Origin of the sequence: Pontibacter aydingkolensis (genome assembly GCF_019443125.1) — a bacterium.
Classification (GTDB): Bacteria; Bacteroidota; Bacteroidia; order Cytophagales; family Hymenobacteraceae; genus Pontibacter; species Pontibacter aydingkolensis.
In genome coordinates this window covers 126,146-151,325 of the sequence record NZ_JAHYXK010000005.1, presented here as the reverse complement: position 1 = coordinate 151,325, position 25,180 = coordinate 126,146, and the positions used below count along the sequence as shown (strand labels likewise).

Below are 25,180 nucleotides of genomic sequence, written 5' to 3'. Positions count from 1 at the left end.
GAGGGTTGGGGTATTATACTAGTACCGCCTTAGGCAGTTTTATACTTTGCAGCAGTTCATCCACTACTTTATCCGGCGTGATGCGCTCTGCTTCGGCGGCGAAATTTACCAATACACGGTGGCGCAGCACCGGGTAAGCCATCGTTGTAATATCATCTGCAGTTACCGCAAAGCGGCCATTTAGCAAGGCTCTGGCTTTTGAGGTAAGTATAAGTGCCTGCCCTGCTCTTGGGCCTGCTCCCCATCGGCAGTACTTCTTCACAAATTCTAAGTTCGTGCTGTCGGGCCGGGTGGCGCGTACCAGTTGGTTTACAAAGCTCAAAAGCTCTTCGCTTATACTTACCTCGCGTACCAGTTGTCGTAGCATTAGCACTTCTTCACCAGTAATTACTGGCTGTACCTGTGCCTGTCGTGTACCGGTGGTGCTCGAAAGTATGTTTAGCTCCTCCTGCTCGGTGGGGTATTTTATTTTGATGAAAAGCAGGAAGCGGTCTAGCTGTGCCTCGGGTAGAGGGTATGTTCCGGCCTGTTCTATCGGGTTTTGAGTTGCCAGCAAAAAGAAAGGCTTTGGCAGGAAGTATGTTTTACCGGCATAGGTTACCTCATGCTCCTGCATCGCCTCTAACAAAGCTGCCTGCGTTTTGGGTGGCGTACGGTTGATTTCATCAGCCAACACAATGTTAGAGAAGATCGGCCCTTCGTTGAACTTGAAGAAACGTTTGCCGGTGGCGTGGTCCTCTTCCAGTACTTCGGTGCCCAGAATGTCGGTTGGCATCAGGTCTGGGGTAAATTGTATCCTGCGGAAGCCTAAGTCCATGGCGTTGCTGAGGGTGCGCACCAATAGCGTTTTGGCAAGGCCCGGTACGCCTTCCAGCAAACCGTGTCCGCCAGCCATCATGGTTATCAGCACCTCATCGAGTACCTCTTCCTGGCCTACTATTACTTTCTGTATCTCCTGCTTTAGCTGTGGTAGCTTGCTGAGGAGGTGGTGTATGTCTTTTTCAGTCATTTTATACTTTATGATGACTCGTGGTATTATGTTAGACGCTCGCAGGAGCTACGCACACTGCGAGGTCTTTATATTTAAAGTGCTTTCGTTGCTATTTCCATGGCTTTCTCTAAAAACTCATCACGACCTTCCCGCATACCCTGTATGGTTTTCTCCACATAAACATTTGGCAGAATACCCACTCCATGGTGCTGTGATCCATCATGTTTCTGTACTTTCATGCCTGTCCAGGAGATGTAGTAGCCGCCAGGCAGTGTAAAAGGGTTTACGTTGCCGTTAGTACCTGCTGTTGGCTGACCTACAATGGTGGCCAGTTTATAGTGTTCTATAAAGCTCATGTAGCTTTCTGCATAGCTAATGGCACTACCATCAATCAGGAAGATAATCTTAGCTGTTAGCTGTGGTCTCTTCGGCTTCATTAACCAGTTCGCTTTTTCGTAGTCAACCAACTTTTCCTGATCAGGATAAATGATCTGCGGAATCTGTATCCATCGCCTGGAAGTATCTGCCGAAGACATCAGGTACTGGATAAGCTCGTGGTTACCATTAGGATAGCCGCGCAGGTCGCAGATGATAGCTTTGCTCTGCTGCAACTGAGGCATGAATTTTTTAATTTCTTCCATGGGCGCAGTATCAATGTTAATATACATAACGCCATCCGCCAACTCTTTGATGTTATCTGACTGTGGTAAAGCACTAACAGCCTTCATCCTGGAGAGTGATCGCTTGAGCAGCAGCTCAGCTGTGGAGTTATCAGGCTTTAAAACAGTGAGGCGCACTTCTGTGCCCTCTTCACCTAGCAGCGATTCTGTTTTGGCTCTGTGGTTAAGCCAGCCTTCAGTTGCTGCTGAGATATGTTTGTGTACTTCTGCAAAAAAAGCTTCTGCCAACATGCCGTTTATACCTGTAACTATATCACCTTTGCTAAGCGGTATTGATGCGTCAAGTACATCGGTAATCACAAGTTTGCCTTCTATCCATTCCCACTCAATAGGGAGTTGATAAGTTGCTTTGCTTTCGCCGGCGGCTACACGTATATGGCCATCTTTTAGTTTGGCTGTAAGCTGCTGCAGATTTTTCTGAAAATCAATGGCTGTCTTGTCTGTATAGGCTCTGGCAAGAGCATCGCGCAGGTCCCGGTACCAATCTGTCTGAGCCACATCAAAGTACGGGTAGAAGTGCTGAAATATATTCCAGGTAATGGTAATGTCTCCTAGTCTTGTGTATAAATCAGCTCCGACAATCTCTTTGGCTGGCATTGCCTCAAGGTTGCTTTTAAGATCCTCAAGCGATGTTTTATCTGCGGCAGGGTATGTTTGGTTTTCGGTGCCATACAGCGCCAACGGAATTACGGCTTTTAAGCCTCCCCCAATTGATTTTGAAGTATACTCTCCTACCTTCGGGTATGCCTGATACAGGAGTCCGGACTTCTTTTGCTTTTCTGCTACCTTTTCACTTTTAATAGAGTACCACTTATCTTCTTCGTTGCCTGTATTTTGAGCTATGGTAAAAAGGTAACCGGGTATAGGTTTGCTGTTAGCGCGGTCGTTACTGAAAGACCTGGTTGTTTCGCCAACTTTCTGGCTAGTAAACTTCTCCGAGTATACTTCTTTCCAGGTACCATTATCATTTATCTGCAGGCTTATATCATCCAGGTTAATCTCGCCTGAACCCATCAGGAAGGCGCCGATGTGTAATTTTGTGGCATCTGAGCTTATCTTGCCCTTAATCTCATAATGTGCCCAATCTTCTGACTTGATAGGGCGGTCGGTCATGTTGTCGAAGAAAATTGATTTGCTATTGGAATTATCCACACGAGCCCATAAATGCCCTGTGCCGGGACCGTCCGCCAGCTTAACCTTAGCCTTATACACAAACTCCTGGCCTATGTAATTTTGAGCGTCTATTGTTTTTGCTGCAGACCCGAATTTAGCTGTGGCAGTTTTATAAGTAACAGCTCTGTTGGTGCGAGTGCTCTTGTAGGGGCTTCTTTCATCTCCCATACCTAAGCCAAGGTGCTGCCACGCCACAGTTTTATACTTCTTAACTTTGTTTGGTGTGAGCTCTTTAGGGTCGAATTGAACCTCATCACCCTCTAAGTATACTTTAACGGTGGGTGCAATAGGTTGGAAAAGCGCTGTTAGTGTTTTTTGTAGTTCTTGGGGTGTTTTGCAGTTGGCTACCTTCTGCTGACCGTAAATGGCAAAGCGGTTCCAGTCTATTGATGCGGCTTCGTCGCTTGGGTGAAAGTACCTGACATATCCATATAAGTTGGTAAAGGCTGTGGCGTTGTCAATCTTTCTGTCTTGCTGGGCATAAGTATGGCTCACTACAGAGATGAACAGGAGAAGTAAGAGTGCTTTTAACTTCATAGTTAATGTTAAGTTTGTTAATATTAGGTTGTAGCTATATTAACTCGTCAGCGCGTACATTATTATATTAACTCCGAACTTGGTATTATCTTCTGCCAGCCAGCGCTTGTTTCTAAAGTCGTAATCCCATTCGCAGCCGTAGTCTTTGTTGCTATAGAGTACGGCTATGCGTCCGTTAATTTCTATCGCCTTTAGGTAGTCGTGCACCAGGTCGTCGCCCCAGCCGTTAAGCTCAAAGCTGGTAGTAGGCGGGCCCTCCTCAAAGGTGAAGAAGCTGCGGTAAAGCTTATGGTTATTCGGTATTTTCTTCAGTGCACCTTGCCCGAAAATCTGCCGCATCTGCTCTTCAAACGACTTGGCAAAAAGTCCGTCGATGTCGTGGTTGCAGTCATCTACAAACACAAAGCCGCCGTTCCTTACATATGTCTCAAAATTCTGCCGCTCCTTCTGGTTAAACTGCACCAGTTTATGTCCACTCAGGTAGCTGAAAGGATAGTTAAACAACTCCGCGCTCTCCAACGAGATCACCTTCTCCTGCTCGTTTACCTTTACTGTGGTGTACTGGATAAGCGAGTGCAGCAGATTGCTTGGCATACGCGGGTCGGTATCCCAGTTGCCGGAGCGGTATTGCAGACGTACAAAGGTAAAAGGTTGCACTTTGGGTTATTTAAATCTAAAATTTAACCCACCCATAACCCCTCCGAGGAGGGGAATCATTCTTGTATGTATACTCCCCTCCTCGGAGGGGTTATGGGTGGGTTCTAGTTATTTTATTTAAAATGAATGCCGCACACAGCGCTGCTGCATACGGCATCCAAAGTATAAATCTTCAGCAATTAAACCGCATCCGAAAGGCTCGTGAACGTAAAGTCACGGATTTTCATTGGCGGAATAAGGCTGCCGTTGATACGCTGCGGCTTGCCTAACGCTTCCAAGTTGTTCAGCATGATGATCGGGCTTTCGTTAAAACGGAAGTTTTTTACCGGGTACATGATCTTGCCGTTTTCGATGTAGAACGTACCGTCGCGGGTAAGACCGGTGTAGAGCAGCGTTTGCGGATCTACAGAACGGATGTACCATAGGCGCGTAACCAGAATGCCACGCTTGGTGCTCTTGATCATGTCTTCTAAAGATTGGTTTCCACCTTCCATGATCGTGTTGCCAGGAGGCGGAATAGAAGCAGCCCCTTTGTTTGATGCCCAGTAGCGGGAGTTGTACAGGTTCTTAACAACACCTTTGTCTATCCATGTTACTTTCTCTTGAGGACGTCCATCGCCTGAAAACGGAGAAGATGGTACCTCAGGGTGCGTAGGGTCGGAGTAAACAGTGATGCGTTCATCTACCAGTTTTTCCCCAACCTTTGTTTTGCCACCCGGCTTGCTCAAAAAGCTGCGGCCTTCTTCTGCGGCACGCTGGTCCATGTTGCTGAACATGTTGCGCAACAGGTCTATGGAAGCGGCAGGCTCCAGAATAACGGTATACTTACCGGGCTCCAGCGCCTTTGCATTCTTAGAGTTTGCAGCTTTATCTGCAGCAATCTGTGATGCTTTGCCTGTATCGAGTTTGCTTACATCAGAATAATCCTGTGTTACATAACCGGAGCCGGTGCCATCTTCTGTACGCATCGTTACAGAGAAATCTACATAAGTAGACGGATGGTAGGCGAACAAGCCCTTGTTGTTCATCTTCGATGTGAAGCTGGTGTAGTGCTCCAGGAAACCGGCAGCTGTCAGGCCTTTATCGGCTGCTGCTTTTATACTTTTAGCGGCAGCATCTGCCCTATAAGCCGGATCGATTTTAGCTGTTGCGTCGAAGTGGGCTTTAGTAGTGATATACTTCTGCGGACCCAATAACTCTACATATTCCGGGCTTTCCGGTGCCAGACGTGCCGTCTCCTCAGAGCGGCGAACTACTTTCTCCAGAGATTTATCGTCGAATTCGTTGATGGTAGCTACTCCGGAACGCTTGCCAAACCGCGACTCTACAGACATGGAGGTATTCTCTTCTGCTCCGCTGGTAGATACTTCGTTTCGGGCATAGCGGATATTGCCGCCATTATTGCCGCTGAGCGTGATCTCACACTCATCTGCTTTTGAGAAAGCCAGCGCCTTTTTCAGTATCGCCTGAGCTTCTTCTCTTGTTAGTATTGCCATTTTACTTAATGCTCATTAGAAAGTGAAAGACTAAATTTTGCGGGCTGTGTTGATCACATTTACACCATTAAAGCGGGTGTGGGCAGAGCCGTGTGATACTGCACTTACCTGGCTTGGCTGGCCTTTGCCATCGAAGAAAGACCCGAACAGGCGGTAATCGCTTTCGTCGCAGGAGCCGGCGCAGGAGTTCCAGAATTCCTGGGTGTTGCTTTGGTAAGCCACATCTTCCAGCATACCTACAATTTTACCGTTCTTTATCTCGTGGAAAGTGGTGCCGCCAAACTGGAAGTTATAACGCTGCTGGTCTATAGAGTAAGAGCCACGGCCAGCAATGTAAATGCCTTTATCAACACCGCTAATCAGCTGGTCGACATTCATCTTTTGCTTGCCCGGTGCCAGCGATACGTTTGGCATACGCTGGAACTGTACAGAACTCCAGCTATCGGCATAGCAGCAACCGTGTGATTCCGACTCATTAATAATGTGCGCCTGGTCGCGGATGGCCTGGTAATTAACCAGAATACCGTCTTTAATTAGATCCCACTGCTTTGTTTTTACGCCTTCGTCGTCCCAGCCTACATGGCCAAGCGACCCTTTCTGCGTTTTATCGGCAAAGATGTGCACCTTGTCAGAGCCATATTTAAAGTTTTTGCTCTTCCACTTGTCCAGCGTGGCAAAAGAGGTACCTGCATAGTTCGCTTCGTAACCCAATACGCGGTCCAGTTCCAGCGGGTGACCCACCGATTCGTGGATGGTTAAGCCCAGGTGATTCGGGTCAAGTATAAGGTCGTACTTACCGGCAGCTACAGATTTTGCTGTCAGTTTTTCCTTTGCTTGTTTAGCGGCAAGGGTTGCGTCCTCCAGCATGTCGTAGGCGTAGCGGTAACCCATCAGGCCGGTGCCCTCAGGTCCTTTTATCTTTTCAGATGCCTTCGGGATCATGTACTCGTAGCCCATTCCCATTGGTGCGCTAAGTGCTTCGCGAGTTCTGAACTTACCAGATGCCTTATCAACGGCTGTAATCGTAAAGTTTGGCCAAATGCGGTGTATGTCCTGGTCAATATATGAGCCTTCTGTAGAAGCAAAATACTTCTGTTCGTTTACCTGGAACAGGGCAGAGTTTACGAAGTTCGCACCGTTCTCCATCGCTTTGGCGTTAGCCGCCAATAGCAGGTCGGCTTTCTCGCCTACCGGTACTTCAAAAGCATTCTTTTCGATTGGCGTTTTCCAGCTTACCTCGCCATAACCTTTAACAGGAGCCAGCTTAACAGGCTCTTTCTGCAGCTTAGCGTTTGCCTTAGCAATGGCAACAGCCTGCTCAGCGGCTTTGGCAACTCCTTTATCCGATACATCAGAAGTAGCGGCAAAGCCCCAGGTGCCGTTAGCCAGCACGCGCACACCCACACCGTAAGACTCCGCGTTTACAATATTCTGCACCTGCTTTTCGCGGGTAAACACATACTGCTGCAGGTAGCGGCCGATACGCACATCGGCGTAAGAGGCACCCTTCGATTTAGCAGTGTTTAGCGCCACATCGGCAAGTCTCTTTTTGAGAGTTGTATCAACAGTCTCCAGCAGGCGCTCCGGAGACACAATGTCGCCGAAAACAGGAATGGAGGGCAGCATTAAGCCTCCGAATCCAAGCGCTGATAGTTCAAGAAAATTTCGTCTTTTCAAAGTATAGTGAGGTTAGTTAAAGTATAAAGAATTTAGTTTCGGTAACTAAGTATACTAATATTATAAATGGGGTCAAAACATTGATGGGGTAAAAAAGCTAAACCCGGCATTTGTCTGGATAAATCATTCAAAATGCTATATTAACTAACGATATAGCAAGCTTAAATATTCTTTACTCACTGTGCGGCCACCTTTTTACTTAACTTTTGATTTTTTTAAGAAATGCTGTAATGTTTTCCCACCCATGTCGTCTTTGTAATTGAATGGACCTATTAGAGTTTAAGCAAAGGGTACTACCTGCCAGGCAAAAGCTATACCGGCTGGCCGCTTTCCTGCTTCAGAACAGGGAGGAGGCAGAGGACGTGCTGCAGGATGTATTCCTTAAACTCTGGACTAACAAAGAGAAGCTGGGTGCCTGCAATAGTATAGAGGCCTTTGCCATGCGCGTTACTAAAAACTTGTGCCTGGACAGGTTAAAGGCAAAAAAGCGGAAGCATATGGTAGATGTAGCGGAACTGGAACTGGAACTGAACTCAGAGGGAGTATCGCCATACAAAAGCTACGAACTGGCGGATAGTATAAATAAAGTACAGGAGCTGGTGAGCATACTGCCGGAACAGCAAAGGCTTATACTTCACCTGCGCGATGTGGAAGGTTATACTTTTGAGGAGATGGAGCAGATAACCAACCTCACGGTAAACAACATGCGGGTTATACTTTCGAGGGCCCGCAAAAGTGTACGAGACGGGTTTTTAAAGCTAGAGAATTATGAAGCAAGATAGTATAAGCGCATTACTGGATAAATATTATGAGGGCAATACCTCGCTGGCTGAGGAAGCATGGTTGCGTGAGTACTTTACTCAGGAGCAGGAACTGCCGGAGCATCTGCGCGCACATGCCGCACAATTTAAAAGTATAGCCAAGCAGCAGGAGGTGCAACTGGATGAAAGTATAACGGACGATTGGCTGCTGGCAAAAATTGAGGAACAGGCACAACAGTCAGAAGGCAGGCAGCGGTTTATGCCGTGGGTTTTTACTGGTAAAGTATGGCATGTGGCGGCAAGTATACTTTTGATGCTGGGTATCTTCTGGACCGGCTTTTACTTTGCAAAGCAGCAAACTGATATGCAGAGCAATGAAATGGCAGCGCTGCAGCAAAACATTAAAGAGCTGAAAACGGCCTTGGCAACAGCTAATACCAGTTACTCTGCCAGCGAGCGCATACAACTTGTTAGCCAGCAAACAGAACTGGAGCCAGATGAGGAAGTAATAGAAGCGCTTATCAGTACCATGAATCACGATGCCAACGTGAATGTGCGCCTGGCAGCCTGTGAAGCCCTGTACCAGTTTAAAGACAGCAGGAAAGTACGCGAGGCCTTTATAAAGGGCTTAAAGCAGCAATCGGACCCGCTGATGCAGATCACGCTGATCGATATGCTGGTTGGTATGAAAGAGAAGCGAGCGTTGCAGCCGCTGCAGGAGCTTACCGAGAAAAAGAATTTACTACCAGTAGTTAAAGACAAAGCCGCCCAGGGAATCGGGATACTGATCTAGGCAAAGACAATTTTTTAAGGAATATCTAATATTATATAACATGAAAAAGACAATGTTACTGGCATCGCTATGCCTGATGCTAACCACCACACCGCTTCTGGCGCAAATAAGCACCGGCGGCGGTGGACGATCTGTCTCACAGACAAAGCAAGCTGCTACCTACAAAGCTAAGCTTGGGAATAGTAAAGACAATAAAGTGATCATTACCATGACGCAGGGAAGCGTACAGATTGTGGGCCATAACTCCGATGAAGTGGTGATTGATGGAGGAAAGTATACGCCGCCACCTGCGCGTGCCGCCGGCCTCAAGCCACTCTACAACACAGCCGAGGACAACACAGAAATTGGCCTTTCGGTTACTAAAGAGGGCAACACTATGCGCATAACGCAGGCTTCTCGGCAAGACAATAAATACACCATCAAGGTCCCGAAAAACGCCTCGGTAATGTATCAGGAAACTTCGTGGGGAGGTAGCAACATTACGCTCTCCGATATTGACGGAGAAGTGGAACTGAAGCTGAACAGTGCCGGAGCTACGCTAAATAATGTGTCGGGGCCTGTAGTGGCCAGCTCTACCTCAGGTGATTTCATCATTAAGTATGATAAAGTAAACCAGAACAAGCCAAACTCAATCTCTACGGTAAGCGGCATCATCGATCTTACTTTGCCTGCCAACACCAAAGCCGACTTTAAGCTGAAAACCATAACCGGCGAAGTATACACAGACTTTGACATGAACTTGCTAAATGCTAACCGCGATGGGCTCTCCAGAGTTGGCGGCAACAATAAAGTGGACGGCAAGACAAACGGCGGTGGCGTGGAGATGAGCCTGTACTCCATTAGCAACAACATCTACATCCGGAAAGCTAAATAGCTCTTACCTCATTATAAAAGTATAAAACCATGAAAAGACTAACCTCATTCTTCATATGCTGGCTTCTGCTCATCGCCTTGGTGCAGGCACAGCCCAAAACAGTAGAGAAAACCTTAAAGGTACCGGCTAATAAGCGCGTAGATCTGCAGCTAAAGTTCGGTGACAACATCAAAATAACTGCCTGGGATAAAAAAGAGGCCTCTGTAAAAGTGACGTACGAAGTAAACGGCGGCAAGCTGAACGATGCCCTGCTGGTTAACTTTAATGAAGACCAGACGAGTGCCCGTGTTAAAGTAGACTTTGATAAAGAGTTGATGAAGAACGGAAAAGCTGATGATTGCCGGGATAGCAAAGGCTACTCTACCTACAACGACGGCTCCAGAAGTTATGCTTGCAGCACAATTAACTACGAAATATTTGTACCCCGCGACGCTGACCTTACCGTAGAAACCATTAATGGCAACATCGAGATAAGAGGCGTAACCGGGCCTGTGGCAGCTAAATCCATCAACGGGTTTGTTGATATGAACTGGGCAGCAAAAAAGGGAGCGGGCGTTTCTTTGAAAACAATAACAGGTGAAGTATACTCCGATCTGGATATCGCTTTCACGAATAAAAAAGAAGAAGCGCCCATGGTAGGCTATCAGCTAAAAGGCAACGTAAGCGGCGGCGGCACCGATATTAAACTGGAAAGTATAAGCAACAACGTATACCTCCGAAAACAGAATTAAAGCGATTCTACCTAATTCCCCTCTAAAAGCACAGCTGTATGGTTGTGCTTTTTTGCTTTGGTAAGTATAAAGTATAGGATGGATCTAAATGCAAAAGGGCGCAGAACTTATTATAGTCTGCGCCCTTTTGGTGTGGGTTAATCTGTGAGGTTATGCCTCTTTCACTAAACCCGATAAGCCTTCTTCTTCCAGAAGTTCGTTAAAAGCCTCTGCCTCCTGGCGGCTGGTAAAACGGCCTGCTCTGATGCGAAGTACCTTTTTACCCTTAGATTCGTCTTCCATTAGCTCAACATTCAGGTTTTTGTCGAATGCCTTAAGCTTTTGGCTGAGTGCCATTGCATTCTTTGAGCTTCTGTAAGCACCTGTCTGGATAGTATACATGCCGGCATTCTGCGGGTTGTAGTCGCCTGGTAGTTCCAGTACTTCTACTTTAACAGTTACAATGCCCTGGCCGCGGAAAGCGAGTTTCTTAGCTGCCACCTCTGACACATCAATGATACGGTCGCCTACAAAAGGGCCTCTGTCGTTGATACGCAAAATAACAAACTCATCGTTTTTGAGGTTGGTTACTTTAACTTTAGTGCCAAAAGGAAGGGTTTTATGTGCTGCAGTCATGTCGTTTTTATTATAACGCTCACCGCTGCTGGTTTTTCTACCATGATACTTACTTCCGTACCACGATGCTTCTCCGGTTTGGATGTCCTGGGTCTGTGCAAAAATTGGTTGATGAATGCCAATAAATAGAAGAATGATTACTGTGAATAGGTAGCACTTTCTATTATTTATCATATCATTTAAAAGTTGATGAAGCCGCAAAGTTACGGAATATTTTACAAACGAGACCTTTTACGCGATTATTGTAGTCAGGATGTAGGGGGATACGGACGGGAGTGCTAAAATTGCTATAAGTCAAATTTTAGAAAAAAGGCCGTTTAAAGGGCATAAAGCAAGATTTTTATTGCTCACAAGTATAGAAAATAAGCTATAAAAAATAATAAAAATTTTTTTTACCTCCAAGTATAAATTGGTGCATAGTCAAAATTGGTTTTGTTATATTTAACTATTTAGTATAATTATCGAAATACAAGGTAAGTTGCTTATATTTAAGCATATATGTATGGTAAAGTTAATGTATAAAGTATGGATTTCGGAAAGCTGCAAGATATAAGCGGGGTTGATTTCACGCTGCCATCAGACCACCCCGATACACTGCCTTTGTTGCGCCAATCGGGTAGTTATGAGAAGCCTCAAGTATACATTGGCTTACCAGTTTGGGTAAACAAAGCCTGGGTAGGAAAATACTACCCTGCTGGTATGCCTGAAAAAGAATCGCTGCTTTGGTATGGCAAGCAATTTAGTACCATCGAACTTAACAGCACGCACTACCATATCCCCAGCCCCACTACTGTAGACCGTTGGCGAAATGCCGTGCCACAGGGTTTCAAGTTTTGCCCTAAGTTTCCGCAGCTCATCAGCCACGAAGTCGCCCTGCGCAGCACACAAGATGTAACAGCAGCTTTTTGTGAAGCCATTGCCGGTTTTGAAGATAAGCTCGGTAGTTCTTTTCTGCAGTTGCCGCCATACTTTGCCCCTAATCAATTGCCCGATCTGGAGGCTTTCTTGCAATTTATTCCCGAAAGTATACCCATTACCGTGGAATTGCGCCACCCCGATTGGTTTGTGGATAACATAGCCAGCCTGGAGCTTTTTGAGGTGCTGCAGAAGTATAATGTTGGTACTGTGCTAACCGATGTGGCCGGCCGGCGCGACGTGCTGCACATGCGCCTTACTACACCAGCGGCCATGGTGCGCTTTGTCGGCAATGGCCTGCACCCCACGGATTACACACGCATCGATGACTGGGTGCAGCGGCTGAAAGTATGGTTTGAAAATGGCCTGCGCCAGCTCTACTTTTTTGTGCACGAGCCGGATAATACGTTGGCACCAGAGCTGGAAACTTACTTGGTACAGCAGCTGAACAAAGTAAGTGGCTTTGATCTTAAAACTCCGAAGCAGTTTGTGCAGCCAGTGCAGGGAGAGTTGTTTTAGGGAGGGCTGTAGCAGGCTGACCACTCTTAGCTTCCTTAGTCAAGGAGGCTATTGCTTAATGCCAAGTATAGGCGCTGTAGCAGAAGTATAAACATCCCCTTCGCCCCCTTCGAAGGGGGACTTTCTGCCGTTACTTTAGCTGAAGTGTAGGTTTCATTGCTGATGCCATTCCTCGGACAGGTCGCGACCTGTCCCTACAAATTACCCCACCCTGGCCCTCCCCTAAAAACAGGGGAGGGAAATTTTCTTACAAGTTTCATAGCCGCCTGCGAAGAAGTGTCGATCTCAGCCTTTGTGCGTTGAGCGCCTTCTATTGTTGCGGTGCCCGGAGGGCAGCCCGCAGCGGAGCTAAAAGAGGGCCCCTACCCCCGGAGCAGCTTCAATAGACAGTGCGATGCGCAAAGGCGAGGCCTCCCGGCCTTGAGGGCACAAAAGCCAAAGGTGAAAGTATAGGTAAACTAGACTGAGGAAGTATAGTAGCTAGAATGAATAGCGGAAAAACGCCTGCCTTAGTAGCAGCCACAACCGCAAAGTATAAAACAAAAGAGGCTAACCAATCGGCTAGCCTCTTCTACTATCAAAGTATAATTTATACTTACAATTTAAACGTATCGTCGCTTAAGCCTTTGTTCACTTCAATATTCTGTACTTCAGCTTTGATTACCTGCGGGCCAACAGTAGTCTCCACCACATAAGGGAATTTCACTCCATTTACTTCTTTGTAGTCGCTGTATGTTTTGGTTTGCGTAACCACGCCTTGTGGGCTCTGCAGGTTGTTTACCTCTTTCAGGCGAAAACCGCTGTCTTTGGCGAAGTAGTGAATCGCTTTCTGGCCGTTTGGTTGTTTAACCTCTACAGCATAAGCATCTTTGCCATCAACCTTCTCCATGCCGGTCAGCTTGGTAGTAATACCTAATTTGCCATACTGCAGCACCGGGAACAGGTTAGCTTCCAGTTTTTGGGTGGCCAGTTGCTCTTTCGGTATCTCCTGGTTGATGCCCTGCATCGGAGCTTCCATTTTGCCTTTGTCACCGTTAATGATCACGCGCTGAATGGGGCTGTTGTTCATAGATACCTGCGTGGCAAACTTATCGCTGCCTTTCTGCTGCTGCACAATGGTAAGTTGCATGCCCTGAATAGATGCGTTGCTGGTAACCGTTACATCTTTTAGTTTTTCGATATTTGCTTTACCGCCAATAGCTTTAATGTAGTTGTCAAGTACAGTTTCGGCAGTAAGGCCAGCTGGTACACCCATGGCGGCACGATCTACTACTTCGCCGGTTGTGCTGTAGTAGTCTAACTTACCGTCTTTGTCGAACTTCTGCAGCTTATCGGCTACCTCGCCTGCGTTGCCTACTGCCAGAATGTACATTTTATCTGGCTGTATGTATTTTTGTGCCACACGCTGAATATCTTCTGCCGTAACAGCCTCTACTTTTTTCAGGTAGTTGGCATAATAATCTTCAGGCAAACCGTAACGTGCTGTGTTTATGGCGTAAACGGCTACAGTTGCAGGGTTCTCCAGGCCTCGGCCATAACTGCCCATTACATAAGCTTTAGCATCGCGAAGTTCATCATCGCTTACACGCTGGTTACGCATTTTGTTAAGCTCATTCATAAACTCTACCACAGCGCTATCAGTAACGGCATTACGTACGCTGGCATTGGCGCTAAAACGGCCAAGAATCTCGTCGTTGGTTACACCAGAGTAGGCTCCGTAAGTATAACCATGGGTTTCGCGCAGGTTTTTGAACAGGCGCGCATCCATACCACCACCTAAAATATTGTTCATCAAGCTGGCAGCAACAGCATTCGGAGCTCCTGGCTTCAGATCTATCGGGTTAGTTAAAGTAAGCACGCTCTGTACGGAGCTTGGTCTGTCTACAACAACTACCTGCGTTTGCGATGGCTGTTGAGGCAGGTCATACTTTACTTCTTTTACCTCGCCTTTTTTCCAGTTTTTTAGCGATTTGTTCAGGAGCTTTTTCACTTCCTTTGGCTTAACATCGCCTACAACCGCTAAGTAACCAATATTTGGCTTATAGTATGTGTTGTAGTAGTTCTGGATGTCCTGCAGCGTAAAGTTATCAACTGTCTGCTCAGTCATAATCTCGCCGTACGGGTGATCTTTGCCATACAATACCAGGTTGCGCGTGCGGCTGGCAATGGCATCCGGGTTGTCTTTAGACTGTGCCAGGTTGGCCTTCATCTGTTTTTTGATCTTATCAAGCTCTTCCTGCGTAAACTTAGGGTTTAGCAAAGCATCAGCAGTAAGGTCCATCAATGTTGGCAGGTGCTTTTTAAGCGACGAAGCGTTAAAGCCGGTAGAAGAGAAGCCTAATGTTGATCCAATAAAGTCTACCTGCTCATCTAACTGGTCTTTAGTGCGGTTAGTAGTACCGGTGCGCATCATCTGGCCTGCTGCCTGTACATAACCAGCCTTGTCGCCTTCCAGTATCGGATCTCTATCCAATACCAAAGACATAGATACAACTGGCTGTTTGTGGTTCTCCACTACGTATACTTTCAGGCCGTTTTTCAGCGTGAAATGCTCATACTTGCCCAACTCAATTTTAGGAGCCGGACCTGGCGGAGGAGGAGTTTGTTTTGTCTGGGCAGGGGCTACATACACAAGTGCCAACGCCAGAAATGCGGTACTAAAATATTTTTTTATCATGATTTCTCTTCAATTATAACCTGACAATAGACCGTTTGACAATGGACAAAAGACTCTCAGAAAGTATAAACCTGATTTCCTTGGTCTTTTGTCATAAAGTTCTTTGTCTAAATTGTCCTATGTCTTAAAAATTACTTAGGCTGAGCTGACTTTGGCAGGTAGTGCAACACTACACGGTTGTTTTTGGTCAGGTACTCGTTTGCCACGCGCTTAATGTCTGCTTTGGTCACGTTCATGTAACGCTGCAATTCAGTATTGATCAGGTTAGCATCACCAAAGTATACGGCGTAGTTGGCAAGGCTTTCTGCGCGGCCGGCAACAGTGCTGTTCTGCTGCACAAACTGGCTCTCTACCTGGTTGCGAAGCTTCTGAAACTCACGCTCAGAAAGGTCTTCTGTTTTTACGCGCTCAATCTCAGCGTTCATGGCTTTTTCCAGGTCGTCTACCTCTACGCCCATATTGGCAATAGCAAATGTCAGGAACAGGCCCGGATCTTCTGTTGGGAAAGGGATAGAGGCAGCGGCAACAGCTTTCTGCTGCTTATCTACCAGCGCCTTGGGTAAACGCGCACTCTCGCCACCAGAAAGTAAAGTAGTTAACAGAGATAGGGCATAATAATCGTTGGTGCCTTGCGCCGGAATGTGATATGCCTGGATAACGGCTGGCAACTGTATGTTATCGTAAACCGTTTTACGGCGCTCTTCTGTCTGCTTTGGCTCTGTGATGTTAGGGCGAGGAATCTCTTTGTTGCCTTTAGGGATGGCTGCAAAGTACTTCTCGATCATCTTCTTGGTAGCCTCAATATCAATGTCGCCTGCTATAGAAAGTGTGGCGTTATTTGGCACGTAGAAGGTTTTGTAGAAATCGCGGAACTCCTCAATGCTGGCTGCGTTCAAATCCTGGAAAGAGCCAATTGGCATTGTCTTGTATGGGTGCTTGGTGTAGGCCAATGAGAACACGTTTTCACCCATAGAGCCGTAAGGCTGGTTATCGATGCGCTCACGCTTCTCTTCCTGTACTACTTTGCGCTGCGTTTCAACGCCAACCTCATCTATTTTAGCATGCTTCATACGCTCTGCTTCCAACCATAAGCCAAGCTCAACCTGGTTAGATGGTAACAGCTCATAATAGTATGTTCTATCAAAGGAGGTGTTGGCATTAAGTGCGCCACCGGCTTTCTGTACTAATGAGCTGAACTGGCCACGCTCAATATTTTCAGTTCCTTCGAACATCAGGTGCTCAAAAAAGTGGGCAAATCCAGTGCGTCCTTCTACCTCGTTTTTAGAGCCTACATGGTAAAGCACCGATACAGCCACATTAGGTGTGGACTTATCCTGGTGCAGAATAACGTGTAGGCCGTTTGGAAGGGTGTATTCCGTGAACTCAATCTTGTTGCCCTTGGTCTGCGCCATGGCCATAAGGCCGGAGGCACACCACAGCAGGCATAGTAATAGCTTGCGTTTCATTGTGTTTGTTTACTTAAAGAGAATACTAATACTGTTTTGTAATAGGTAAATTAACTTCTATGAAGTCTAAAATTAGTTCAAATTTGGGGAAGTAGCGAATATAAAACCATATATGGTGTGCCCGATTCTGCCAATTAAGGGCAAATGCAGATGAACCCAATGATTTTGTAGACGAACAAAAAAAGGTGCGCTTAACATAGCCTGTAATTACCGCGTTAATGAATAAAGTATGGCAGTTTGCTAAAAGTATAAACCTTTAACAGCACTTAAAATCAATACATCTTAGGCAATTCTATACCTTTTATTTTGCGGTAAAGGCCTAATGCAGCCTGGTCGGTAAGGCTGGTTACAAAATCGCAGATGTGAATAATGCGATCGTAATCTGTGGCTGTTTCTGGTAGCTCAAGGTACTGCGGTGGTATAAGGGCTGCGAGTTTGCGGTGGTGTTTGGAGTTCTTCTCGAACACGGCTTTTATACCTGCATCCAGCAAGCCACCTAGCACCTCGAAACCGGCTGCCTCTATTTCCAGCACAGGGCGGTTTTGGTAAATCAGGCGTATAGACAGGTCTTTTATCTTGTCCAACACAGGTTTGCACTCCAACTCATTAATAAGTGGTTTATCGTAGGTACCGGCAAGAATCTCCTGCTCGTGCTTTAAAAACAGTGCGGTTGTTTCGTCTATCAGCTTGCCGATAATGCGGGCACGCAGGTAGCCGATTTCCTCTTTCCAGTCAAAAAAGGTAAGGCTTGATTTGCGGCCAGGGTTGTCGTTCAGGATCTGGCGCAGCAAACCGATGCCTTGTTCATGCGGAACCAGGCCAAGTTTGAGACCATCTTCAAAATCAATAATGCGGTAACAGATATCGTCGGCGGCTTCTACTAAAAAGGCCAGTGGGTGGCGGTGGTAAAACACTTCGCTGTTCTGCCCTTTTTTTAGAAGGCCCAGCTCTTTGGCAATGTTGTTAAACCAGTGCTTCTCTGTCTGAAAGAAGCCATACTTTTTCTCACTGGTATTTTTGGTATTAAGTATAATCGGCAGCGACTCCTTGGGGTACTTGGTAAAAGTAGCCAGTGTAGTATAAGTAAGGCTAAGGCCTCCTGGAAGGTTGCAGTGTGCCGGATATGTATAGGTAAGTACTCTAAAGCCTGCTGCGTTGCCCTCATAACGCACTAAGTCTGCTTTTTCTGCCTCTGTTAAGTTTGCTAAGTAAGGCTGTGCCTCGCTGCTAAGAAAGTATGCTGATATGGCATCTTCGCCGGAGTGGCCGAAAGGCGGGTTGCCAATGTCGTGCGCTAAACAGGCTGCTGCTACCACATCGCCAAAGTCAGCTTCCTGTATGTGTTTTTCCTCTGCCAGCTCCGGGTAACGCTCCAGTATACTTTTGCCCACAATGCGGCCCAGCGAACGGCCTACTACCGATGCCTCTAAGCTGTGGGTAAGCCTGGTATGCACAAAATCACTTTCCGGCATAGGCATTACCTGTGTTTTGTTCTGCAGCCTTCTAAATGCAGAGGAGAACACAATACGATCGTAGTCGCGCTGAAATTCGCCCCGCACCGACTCATCAGAAGTATACTTTTTATCCGTAGTTTCGAAGCGCTTCTTTGAGAGCAGTTTGGCCCAGGCGGTGGTGGTAGCGGTTAAAGGCATAAAGGTAAAAGGATAAAGTATAAGAGGTTTAGGTTAAGAGCACGCTCACGAAAACAGTGCCTAAGAAAAAGATAAGTAAAGTTATCAAGTAAACAAAACCAATGGGCAGCAGGCTCAGGAATGTGCGCAGATAAGACTGTTTATATACCTGGTGCAGGGCAAAGTATAAGTATAAAGTCATAATAAAAAGCACTGCCCAGTCGGTATCAAGTGCCGGGAAAAGCTGCCCTATCAGTAAGACGACTATTAAAAGTATAAAGTAGAAGGTATGCAGGTGGATAGAAAACATGAGGTGCTCTACGTAATTGCGGTTTTGCTTGCGATAGTATAAGTATAGCACCAGCGCAAAGAACGGCATCAGCAGGAACATCATAAATGAAAGGTTCTTGAAAAGCTTTTGCTTTGACTCATCGCCATGACTGGTAAATTTGGCAAACTCTGAGGCGAATCCGCTTTCTCCTAATTCAGATCTGAGTGCCTGCAGTTCTTGAGAGCTTTGTGTGATCTCTCTTACTTTTCTAAGTGCTGCAGTATCAGAGGCGGCTAGAAGAGAGTCGTTTAAGTTTGTGCTGATGGTAACTCCGGGAAGTGAAGACGTAACATCGCCATCAGAACCGGCGCTTCCATCTGATCTTATTATGTTGTCTGTGGTAAGTGCCAGCACAAAAAAGAAGATTATACTTACAAACACATATAGCCTGAATGGCGGAACATAAGATGCACGCTTCCCAATGTTAAATTTTTCGGTGAGCAGGCCCGGCTTAAGTATAAGGTATTTCAGCGTTTTCCAGGCTTTGGTGTCAAAATGCAAAGTGCCCTCAAAGAACTCTGCAATGAGGTGTTTTACAGGTACATTAAGGTCGTGGTTTTCCTGGCCGCAGTTAGGGCAGTAGTTGTTTATATCTTCAAAAGTATACCCACAGTTTGGGCACTGTGTAAACTTGCGTCTGTTTTTGGCCATGCTGTTGCTGCGATTCTAGCAAATACTTATCTGCACCAAATATAGGTTTATGATAATAATAAAGCCAAACCGTGCACAGTATTGTCGCTTTTAATGACCTGGATCATACAAAAAAAGTTTTATCACCTGATGTTATGATGTTACAATAAACAGGGCGCTTAATAAATTAATGTTTTGTTTAAAGCAATTGAGGGTGGTTTTAGAGTCTTTAAAGTAAAAGAATGGCTGAAAGTTGATGTTACAAACAGGGTGTAAAATGCTTTGTATCGGTTTATTAAATAGGCCAAATTTGCATCTATACGAATCGCCCTTTCCAAGCTAGAAAACTTACTGTTCCAATATCTGCCTTGCGGATAACTTAGAAACCGGAATGTTGGCCGCGTTCTTTTTATCCTGTGTAAACTCATCCGCTTTTTGTGGGAAGGCAAGTTTAACTTACTGTACAAGGTTGGTTTTACCTGCTATTGTTTGTGTGTCTTTTGCGGCTTTTCAGAAGGAGTTAATATCCTTTTGAAAGCTGTAACTGACTGGTTTATAGTTCGTAAATTTAAGTATAACAAAGTTTGTTTAAGCTAGCAAAGCTGCTTTGCCGATGTTTTACTTATTAGAAAGGAGTGTGAACTATGAAACCTGCAACACGTGAAAAAAGCCAAGGGGTGGCGCCACGCTCTTTTTTCTCTGATTTTTTTGGAGATGTGGACCGCTTCTTCGACAACGATCTTATGAGAATGCCCGCACAGTTAGGGCGCCAACTGATGGGCAACATGCCTGCTACTAACATCCGTGAAAACGAAAAAGACTACAGTATTGAGGTAGCTGCACCCGGCATGACCAAAGATGACTTTAACATTGACTTAACAGAGGGTACACTAACGATTAGCTGCCAGAAAGAATCTGATAATAAGGAAGAACAGGATAATTATACCCGTCGGGAGTATAACTACAGCTCTTTCAGCCGCTCGTTCAGGTTACCTGAGTCTGTAGAAGAAGATGCTATTAAGGCACGATACCAGGATGGCGTTTTGCATATTACAGTACCAAAAGGCCAGGAGCCAGAAAAACGCAGAAAGAAAATAGAGATTAAGTAACAAGCTTACAAAACACAAAGGCCGGAGCAACTACATGCTGCTCCGGCCTTTGTGTTTACACTTTTAGTAGTTCTACTTTTAAACTTATAGCCTCTTATAGTTTCACTATTTTAAACTCGCCGCTATCGGTTCGTTCCTGCCACTTCAGGATATAAACGCCAGGGGCCAGATTGCTTAGCGATAACTCTATTGGCGCATTTACATCAGATAAAGGAAAATCTATCTCCCGTACCAGTTTTCCTGTAGCACTATACAATTGCACAGATAGGTTTGTGCTAGCCTGTACTAGGTATAACAGGTTAACGCTGTAAACATCCGGTGGTACCGGGTTGGGATATACTTGCAGCTTCCGCAACGAGCCTGGGTCTATTACCCGAACACGGGCTGAGAGAGCAGTATTATTGTCTTTATATACCACCTTAAGCCGGTAGTAGCTAATGTCTGGAAGCGGGCTTATGTCAGTGTATTTATAGGTGCCTGCGCCTTTCGCATCTACATCCGCCACATCTTCCCAGTCAATGCCATTAGCGCTGCGTTGCACTGTATAAAAGTTTACATTCTGTTCCTGTTGTGTTAGCCAGTTAAGCACCACTTGCCCGCCCTGAAAGCTGCCATCAAGCGTGACGACCTCTGGAGCCAGGTTGCAGTCTGCATCGGTTTCTGGTATCATTGGCTTGGGCGGTACATTGCAACTGAAAGGGGCCACGCTTCGCGCCATTACCCGGTTTCCGCCCCTTATATCGGCATCGCTTAGATCACGGACTAAAGCTCTTACTTCTATTGCATAATGCATTACAGCGCGCGGCAAAATTACGTGCCCCAATTGGTGCGCATGGCCCAGCTCGTGCAAAATAACTGTTTCAAAATCATACTGATTGCCTGTGGGCCCGCCCGGTCCGTATTGCCAAGCAATAGTGTTATTAATAACCATATCGAACTCGCTAACCCAAAACAATGTATCTGTTCCGCAGCGGTATCCCTCCCAATAGCTGATCGTGCTTGCCAATACCCCCTCCTTGTCAAATGCAGAAGGTGGGGCAAAACGGACAACAGACATATTGTCGTCTTTGGCAGCCTCGATGGTGGTAGGCGCTCCGATTTGCCAGTTTATATTTGTAGCACATGTCCAGTTGTTAAGGGCACGTTCAAAGCCCTCCTTAGCTGCAGACCTGCTTTGCATACTTGGAGCATAGCGAACGGTATAACCTCCCTTGCCGTCTTTGTTCTGTAACAGCGGCTCAAAAGACCTGATATTGTTCTGGGTTAATGTAACATTAAGAATTGAGTACTCTATGGTTAGCTTTGTTGCACTGGTGATAGAAGTTCCGTCCGAGGCAGTCACGCGTATTTCGCCTGAGCCAGCTGTGCCGCCGGTTGCGCCGCGCGATGGTATCCTTACCCTTATCTGCGTGTTTGTCCAGGATATATAGTCTTTAAGTCGGGGTTCCATAAATGTCTTACCACCATCATCTGCGTTACGAAACTCAACTTTGCCGGAGCCTCTGCTACTGCCAAAGTTTGTTCCGTTTATAGTTAGCACTGCATCGGTGCCGGCAGTTGTAACAGTAGGAGAGAAGCTGGTGATAACCGGTAAAAGCAGGCTGTTCTGTGCTTGTGTATCGGAGCCTGCCTTAATATCGTCCAGGGCCTTGTTAAGTGTAGTGTTTTGCTGTATAGTGTTGTAGTTGTTGCCGGTTCTCGTTGTTACTAATTTATAAAGTTGCTGTATAGCATTGTAAGTGTCAAAAACATCTGTAGCAGAGCCCTCCTGTAGGTTATACTTTACAAAGCCCTGCTGGCTGGCATAGGCTCTTGTGCGCAGGCTTAAGTTATAAGGCGTAGTGCTCACTTCTTTCTCCGGCATCAGGAAAAAAATACCCTGCTGCCCTTTATATAGCTCAAGTGCCGTAGATGACACATGCTTTTTAAGGCCAACACTACCTCCTAGTGTAATTAATTCGAGCTGCTGCTCTTTTACCCCTCCTTTAAACACCTTATAAACCCGGATAATGTTAGAAGTATAAATGTTAGTGCGATCAGCGTTCCAGAAAGACTTCTGCGAAATCACTTCTCCTTCAACTATTACCTCGGCATTGCGTGTTCGTTCATCAAGCGAGATCGGAACCATGTGGAGCCCGTTATCGGCAAACAGGTTGGTGGTGGTAAACAGCGTAAGAAGGATGGTGTATAAGATGCTAAGCTTAATGCGTGCCGGCGCAATAGAAGCTGCGTATATTTTTATCATGCTTGCAGATACGGTTATAGATGTAGAGCAAAATATGCTGCGGTTGATTATAGGGTGCCACAACATGGTATACTTACGCAAATTAGTATAAATATGGATATATAGTTTGAAATTTTAATCCAACATCCAAACCAGGGCCTCCTAAACCACAGCAGCCTGCAAAGTATAAACCTGCAGGCTGCTGTGGTTGTTTTGGAAGTAGTTGGTTAGTTTTTCTGGTATCTGAAGTTGCCCTCTCCTGTAATGTTCACATTCATGAGCTTTTTATACTTCTCATAAAGCTCCTGGCTCTGCTTTTCTCCGTTTACATAAAGGCTGTCTTTGGTTATCCGGATATCAACTTTGTCTTCTTCATTTTTTATGAACCCGTCCTTTATCATTTCTTTCCTTAGCTCTTTCATCCGGGCCTCATGTTCGCGCGCCCTTTCCTCGTGCTTGTGGGCCATTTCCTCGTGGCGTTTGGCCATTTCTTCGGCACGCTTTGCATGGGCTTCTGCCTGTTTCTGGTGGCGCTCTACCTGCTCTTGATACCGCTGCTGGCTTATTGCCCCGGACTCGAACTGCCTTCGCATTTCCTGTTCATGCTTTTTGAGTTCTTCTCTGTGCAGTTGTATTTCCTTTTCGTGTTGCTTCAGCTCTTCCTTGTATCGCTTCTGTGCCTCTTTATCGCCTGATAGCGGAGCCAAGGGAGCCATAGGCGGCATAGGCGGAAAAGCACTCATGCGTGGCATAGGAGCCATAGGGGGCATTGGTGGCATAGGAGGATGCGGCGCAAATGCTGCGCTATCGCCAGGGCCAACATATTGGTAAGTATATTCCGTGGTGCGCTGCTGGTTGCGCTTTGCTCTGGCTACAACCTTACGCTCTTCTTCTAAACCTGCCTGTACTTGTGCTGTAGTTGCTTTAGGAGCTTTTTCTATTGCTTCCAGCCGTTGGTTTATTAGTTCGGTATACTTTGGGATATCTTTTTTAGGGATCTTTTTACCATCTACATATAGTTCTGTTACCTCGCCCTTCTTATTTTTAATAATTACCACATCTCTTGTCTTGCCGTCACCGTCCTGGGCCTTAAAAGTATAAGCAGTGGTTTCATCATCTTCCCAGGTAATCAGTTCCGAAGTGGTTGCTATTTCGGTAGTAGCCGGAGTGGTGTTCATCTCAATTTTTTCGGCTACCTCTTTGTGGTTAAGTTGTTTTAAACTGGCCATGGCGCCATACGAGAAAGCGGTTAAACCAGCCACCAGCACCAGGGCGGCTATAAAGCCCTCGGCAAACGTAGGCCTGATCGACTCTTGCCCTACCAGCCTTTTAATGCGGCTTAAAAGCGTATGGCGCTTACCTGAAAAAGCCATGGCAAGAGCAGGGCCGGCCGGCATGCGCATTGCCTCCAGTTCGGCAAGGGCGCGGGCGTAGGTAAGGTTGCTGCCGCATACAGACACAGCAATGTCGTCGCAGCAGTTTTCACGCTCGGCACGCACTAAACCCGATATCCACCACATGGCAGGATGATAGAAAAATATTATATCAACTACAGACTGAATGATATTGAACAGGTAATCGCGCCGGAGTATGTGCGCCAGTTCGTGTGCAAGTATAGCCTCTACCTGCGCCTGCGAAAGGCCTGTGACAGCACCTACAGGCAAAAGTATAACTGGTTTGGTGTAGCCTATGGCCATCGGCACCTTTACCATCGCCGATTCTACCAGGCGCACCGCTTTCGACATGCCCAGTTCCTGACGAAGTGCCGCCAGTCGTTGTTGCCATTTTTCAGATAGCGGGATGGTTTTATAGTGGCGCAGGCGCTGGGTATAAGCTAATCCTCCTATAAAGCGGAGCGCCATCAGCAAGAGGCCCATTAGCCAGAAGGTAACTATAAGAGGCATGTGCTGCTCAAAGTATACTTTAGCTATGCCCAAAGGATTTGCTGAGAAAGATGCCGGAGCTTCTATTACAACTGATGTTGCCGGAGCTGTTGCAAGGGTTATACTTGCATTAACTGACTCAGGAGCCGGTAAAAAATAATAGTGGTCGAAAGTGATGGCCGAAACAAGCACTTGGAAAAGCAAGGCACTAGCCGCTATTGTATAACGTGTTTTAGAAGTATGGCGGTGCAGTGCCAGCATCAGCAGGCTAAGTATAATGGCCAGCAAAGCGCCTTGCCAAAGCGAGTGCAGCAGCGTCCAGCCCAGGGCCTGCACTACTGTTTCTGAGAAAAGGTTAAGTATCTGGTTCATTTGCTTCCTCCTTCCAGTTTATCTAATAAGTTTCTTATCTCGTCTAATTCTGCTTTGGATGTTTTGCTGTTGCCTAAGGCCTGCATCACCAGTTTGCTGGCTGAGCCTCTGAAAGCGGCATCCAGGAACCTGCCCAGCAGTTGCTGCTGTGTTTTCTCTTCTTCCAGAGCTGGATGGTAGATGTGGGAACGGCTGGATTTATCTACTTCCAGCATTTCCTTTTCGGCCATGATCTGCATTAGCTTAAGCGTGGTAGTATAACCGACTTCTTTGTTCTTACTCAGTTCTTCGTGTACTACGCGCACAGTGCTGGGGCCTTGTTGCCAGAGCACCTGTAGTATCTCCAGCTCAGATTCGGTAGGTTTAGGTGTTTTTTCCAAAGTCATAGTTAACAGATGGTTATTTTACTGCTTAGTTGCATTACAAGTATATACGAAT

The 25,180-nt window shown here is 46.3% G+C and carries 19 protein-coding genes; 6 read left to right on the top strand and 13 right to left on the bottom strand.

Going from position 1 to position 25,180, the window contains the following annotated elements:
• Nucleotides 1–13: 13 nt before the first annotated feature.
• The 5 genes from K0O23_RS08270 to K0O23_RS08250 all read right to left on the bottom strand — a co-directional run bounded on the left by K0O23_RS08270 (nt 14) and on the right by K0O23_RS08250 (nt 7,211).
• Entirely contained in the window at nt 14–1,009 is a 996-nt protein-coding gene (locus K0O23_RS08270) for an AAA family ATPase (RefSeq protein ID WP_219876942.1), read from the bottom strand.
• A gap of 74 nt (nt 1,010–1,083) precedes the next feature.
• Entirely contained in the window at nt 1,084–3,381 is a 2,298-nt protein-coding gene (locus tag K0O23_RS08265) for a S41 family peptidase (RefSeq protein WP_219876941.1), read from the bottom strand.
• A gap of 39 nt (nt 3,382–3,420) precedes the next feature.
• Complete coding sequence (locus K0O23_RS08260; protein ID WP_219876940.1) at nt 3,421–4,038, bottom strand: DUF4159 domain-containing protein; 618 nt, start codon at nt 4,036–4,038, stop codon at nt 3,421–3,423.
• Nucleotides 4,039–4,217: 179 nt separating this feature from the next.
• Nucleotides 4,218–5,534 carry a TldD/PmbA family protein gene (locus K0O23_RS08255; RefSeq protein WP_219876939.1) on the bottom strand — a complete coding sequence of 439 codons (1,317 nt, stop codon included), beginning with the start codon at nt 5,532–5,534 and terminating at the stop codon, nt 4,218–4,220.
• Nucleotides 5,535–5,564: 30 nt separating this feature from the next.
• Nucleotides 5,565–7,211: a TldD/PmbA family protein gene (locus K0O23_RS08250; protein WP_219876938.1), complete on the bottom strand. Its 1,647-nt coding sequence runs from the start codon at nt 7,209–7,211 to the stop codon at nt 5,565–5,567.
• Nucleotides 7,212–7,474: 263 nt separating this feature from the next.
• On the opposite strand from K0O23_RS08250, the gene K0O23_RS08245 reads away from it, so the two are divergent.
• Genes K0O23_RS08245 through K0O23_RS08230 form a run of 4 tightly spaced genes read left to right on the top strand, consistent with a single transcriptional unit; the run spans nt 7,475 to nt 10,370 of the window.
• Nucleotides 7,475–7,993 (top strand): RNA polymerase sigma factor, encoded by a 519-nt coding sequence (locus tag K0O23_RS08245; protein WP_219876937.1) that lies wholly within the window; start codon nt 7,475–7,477, stop codon nt 7,991–7,993.
• Nucleotides 7,980–8,765 carry a HEAT repeat domain-containing protein gene (locus K0O23_RS08240; RefSeq protein WP_219876936.1) on the top strand — a complete coding sequence of 262 codons (786 nt, stop codon included), beginning with the start codon at nt 7,980–7,982 and terminating at the stop codon, nt 8,763–8,765. Before K0O23_RS08245 ends, K0O23_RS08240 begins: the two co-directional genes overlap by 14 nt.
• A 40-nt stretch (nt 8,766–8,805) precedes the next feature.
• A complete protein-coding gene (locus tag K0O23_RS08235; protein ID WP_246596995.1) occupies nt 8,806–9,639 on the top strand; it encodes a DUF4097 family beta strand repeat-containing protein in 834 nt (277 codons plus the stop codon).
• A 29-nt stretch (nt 9,640–9,668) separates the two neighbouring features.
• Nucleotides 9,669–10,370, top strand: a complete 702-nt coding sequence (locus K0O23_RS08230; protein WP_219876935.1) for a DUF4097 family beta strand repeat-containing protein — start codon at nt 9,669–9,671, stop codon at nt 10,368–10,370.
• A gap of 150 nt (nt 10,371–10,520) precedes the next feature.
• Here K0O23_RS08230 and K0O23_RS08225 read toward each other — a convergent pair whose 3' ends face one another.
• Entirely contained in the window at nt 10,521–11,159 is a 639-nt protein-coding gene (locus K0O23_RS08225) for a septal ring lytic transglycosylase RlpA family protein (protein ID WP_219876934.1), read from the bottom strand.
• A 351-nt stretch (nt 11,160–11,510) separates the two neighbouring features.
• Between K0O23_RS08225 and K0O23_RS08220 the strand changes: the two genes are divergently transcribed.
• Nucleotides 11,511–12,419 (top strand): DUF72 domain-containing protein, encoded by a 909-nt coding sequence (locus tag K0O23_RS08220; protein WP_219876933.1) that lies wholly within the window; start codon nt 11,511–11,513, stop codon nt 12,417–12,419.
• A gap of 595 nt (nt 12,420–13,014) precedes the next feature.
• On the opposite strand, the gene K0O23_RS08215 is transcribed toward K0O23_RS08220, so the two are convergent.
• From K0O23_RS08215 to K0O23_RS08200, 4 genes are all read right to left on the bottom strand, one after another.
• Nucleotides 13,015–15,096, bottom strand: coding sequence for an insulinase family protein (locus K0O23_RS08215; RefSeq protein ID WP_219876932.1), 2,082 nt, complete (start codon nt 15,094–15,096; stop codon nt 13,015–13,017).
• Between the two features lie 131 nt (nt 15,097–15,227).
• Entirely contained in the window at nt 15,228–16,562 is a 1,335-nt protein-coding gene (locus K0O23_RS08210) for a M16 family metallopeptidase (protein ID WP_219876931.1), read from the bottom strand.
• 272 nt (nt 16,563–16,834) lie between these two features.
• Nucleotides 16,835–18,214 carry a dGTP triphosphohydrolase gene (gene dgt / locus K0O23_RS08205; RefSeq protein ID WP_219876930.1) on the bottom strand — a complete coding sequence of 460 codons (1,380 nt, stop codon included), beginning with the start codon at nt 18,212–18,214 and terminating at the stop codon, nt 16,835–16,837.
• 28 nt (nt 18,215–18,242) lie between these two features.
• Nucleotides 18,243–19,175: a DUF3667 domain-containing protein gene (locus tag K0O23_RS08200; protein WP_219876929.1), complete on the bottom strand. Its 933-nt coding sequence runs from the start codon at nt 19,173–19,175 to the stop codon at nt 18,243–18,245.
• A gap of 623 nt (nt 19,176–19,798) precedes the next feature.
• Here K0O23_RS08200 and K0O23_RS08195 point away from each other — a divergent pair.
• Nucleotides 19,799–20,263 carry an Hsp20/alpha crystallin family protein gene (locus K0O23_RS08195; RefSeq protein ID WP_219876928.1) on the top strand — a complete coding sequence of 155 codons (465 nt, stop codon included), beginning with the start codon at nt 19,799–19,801 and terminating at the stop codon, nt 20,261–20,263.
• Nucleotides 20,264–20,357: 94 nt separating this feature from the next.
• Here the strand turns inward: K0O23_RS08195 and K0O23_RS08190 are convergent, their stop codons facing one another.
• The 3 genes from K0O23_RS08190 to K0O23_RS08180 all read right to left on the bottom strand — a co-directional run bounded on the left by K0O23_RS08190 (nt 20,358) and on the right by K0O23_RS08180 (nt 25,128).
• Nucleotides 20,358–22,508 carry an IPT/TIG domain-containing protein gene (locus K0O23_RS08190; protein ID WP_219876927.1) on the bottom strand — a complete coding sequence of 717 codons (2,151 nt, stop codon included), beginning with the start codon at nt 22,506–22,508 and terminating at the stop codon, nt 20,358–20,360.
• A 206-nt stretch (nt 22,509–22,714) separates the two neighbouring features.
• On the bottom strand, nt 22,715–24,742 hold the full coding sequence (locus K0O23_RS08185) for a M56 family metallopeptidase (protein WP_219876926.1): 2,028 nt from the start codon (nt 24,740–24,742) through the stop codon (nt 22,715–22,717).
• Nucleotides 24,739–25,128: a BlaI/MecI/CopY family transcriptional regulator gene (locus tag K0O23_RS08180; RefSeq protein WP_219876925.1), complete on the bottom strand. Its 390-nt coding sequence runs from the start codon at nt 25,126–25,128 to the stop codon at nt 24,739–24,741. The genes K0O23_RS08185 and K0O23_RS08180 overlap by 4 nt, the downstream gene beginning before the upstream one ends.
• Nucleotides 25,129–25,180 lie beyond the last annotated feature (52 nt).